Consider the following 627-nt stretch of genomic DNA (forward strand, 5'->3'; position numbering starts at 1 on the left):
CGACACCCCCGTGGCGCAATCGCCGTGGCGGCACCTCCCGATCGCGGTGTCGCTGCTGTGCCTGGCGCTGTTGACCATCGCGCTGGCCACCCCCACCCACGACATGCGCATCCCGCGCAACCGCGCCGTCATCATGCTGGTGATCGACGTGTCGGAGTCGATGGCCTCCACCGACGTGCCACCCAACCGCCTGGACGCGGCCAAGGAGGCCGGCAAGCAATTCGCCGACCAGCTGACCCCGGCGATCAACCTGGGGCTGGTGGAGTTCGCCGCCAACGCCACGCTGCTGGTGCCGCCGACGACCAACCGCGGCGCGGTGAAGGCGGGCATCGACAGCCTCAAGCCGATGCCCAAAACCGCTACGGGAGAAGGCATTTTCACCGCCTTGCAGGCGATAGCGACGGTGGGTTCGGTGATGGGCGGCGGCGACGGTCCGCCGCCGGCGCGGATCGTGCTGGAGTCCGACGGCGCCGAGAACGTGCCGCTGGACCCCAACGCGCCGCAGGGGGCGTTCACCGCGGCCCGCGCCGCCAAGGCCGAGGGCGTGCAGATCTCGACGATCTCGTTCGGGACCAAGGGCGGCGAGATCGAGATGGACGGGCAGCGCATCGCCGTCCCGGTCTCGAC

The 627-nt window shown here is 70.7% G+C and carries 1 protein-coding gene; it reads left to right on the forward strand.

What is annotated here, in order from left to right:
* On the forward strand, nucleotides 1-627 hold a 627-nt coding region (locus A5708_RS05505), incomplete at both ends, for a VWA domain-containing protein (RefSeq protein ID WP_231117821.1).

This window comes from Mycobacterium colombiense (genome assembly GCF_001672755.1).
GTDB classification, from domain to species: domain Bacteria; phylum Actinomycetota; class Actinomycetes; order Mycobacteriales; family Mycobacteriaceae; genus Mycobacterium; species Mycobacterium colombiense_C.